Origin of the sequence: Paenibacillus forsythiae T98, from assembly GCF_000520735.1 — a bacterium.
GTDB classification, from domain to species: Bacteria; Bacillota; Bacilli; order Paenibacillales; family Paenibacillaceae; genus Paenibacillus_AQ; species Paenibacillus_AQ forsythiae.
This window is the reverse complement of the sequence record NZ_ASSC01000420.1, coordinates 1-1,364: the sequence shown is the minus strand read 5'-3', so window position 1 is coordinate 1,364 and position 1,364 is coordinate 1. Positions and strand designations below refer to the sequence as shown.

The following is a 1,364-nucleotide window of genomic DNA, read 5'->3' as shown; positions in this document are numbered from 1 at the left end:
CGCTGCCCCCGCTCAAGGAGCTGTACGAGACGGTGGCCGCCCGCTACAAAGAGAGCGCAAGCGACATCGCCAAGGAGACGAAGGCGATTGAGCAGCGGCTGCGGCGGGCGCTGACGACAGGGCTGACGCATCTGGCCTCCATCGGGCTGACCGATTACAGCCACCCCAAATTCGAATATTACGCTCCGCTGTACTTCGATTTCGAGGATGTGCGGGCCAAGATGAAGGAAATGGACCAGGGCCGGGAATCGGGCAAGGCCAAAGTGAATATCCGCAAATTTTTGCAGGTGATGATTCTTGAGCTTCAGGAAGGACTGGGGCGCTAAGAGACCCCTCCCGGATTTGGGCAGGGGCTATTCCTGCTGTACAATGATGAAAGCGTGGCGTCTGGAGGAGGGCAGGAAGTTTATGATACGGACACTGGCGGTCACCCATCAGGGAGAAGTGCTGATGGATAAGCCGCTTTCGGAAATCAAGGTGGAGGATTACAAATGGATATGGGCGGATTTTTCGGAACCGACTCCGGAGGAGACGCGGCTGCTGGATACTCACTTTCACTTTCATCCGCTGGCGATTGAGGACTGCATGCATGTGCTTCAGCGACCGAAGCTCGATCACTACGAGGATGTGCAGTTTTTTGTGCTGCATGCGCTGAACGAGACGACGCTGAGCGCCGAAGAGGTGGATTTGTTTGTCGGCAAATCCATCTTCGTGACCTATCATCTTCATGAGCAGTTTGAGCTGGAAGAAGCCCGGGAGCGGGTTATGGAGGAGATCGACAGCCGGAAAGGCTGGTCCGGCGGTCCGATGCTGGCGGCCTATACGGTGATGGACAAATTGGTGGATAATTATTTTCCAAGCCTGTATATGATCGAAGACGAGCTGGCGGAGCTGGACAGCCGAGGGAGCAGCGAATCGGTGGAGGAGCTGATGTCCCAGGTATTCGACGTTCGCAGCCGTCTCCTGAAGCTGCGGCGGACGATTGTGCCGATGCGCGATTTGATGTACCGGATTCTCAACTCCCAGCATATTCAGAGCAACGTGGAGGAACGCATGTATTTCGGCGATATTTACGATCACCTGCTCAAGCTGACGGATATGATCGAGGCTGACAGGGAAATGACCGCAGACCTGCGGGACAGCTACATCTCGCTGAATTCGAACCGGATGAATTCGATTATGAAGACGCTGACGGTAATTACCACCATCTTCATGCCCTTGACGCTGATCGCCGGCATATATGGTATGAATTTCAATGTAATGCCCGAACTGGACTTCCCTTACGGCTACCCCATCGTCCTGCTGCTCATGCTGCTGCTGGGCGGAAGCATGGTGCTGTGGTTTCGCCGCCGGGGATGGTTTAA

At 55.1% G+C, this 1,364-nt stretch carries 2 protein-coding genes; both read left to right on the top strand.

Translation table 11 applies throughout. The features are described from left to right. On the top strand, positions 1-326 hold a 326-nt coding region (locus L692_RS0113565; RefSeq protein ID WP_025700640.1), incomplete at its 5' end, for a DNA-binding domain-containing protein. 82 nt (positions 327-408) lie between these two features. Beyond that, positions 409-1,364: magnesium/cobalt transporter CorA (corA, locus tag L692_RS0113560; protein ID WP_025700638.1), on the top strand; the 956-nt coding region annotated here is incomplete at its 3' end.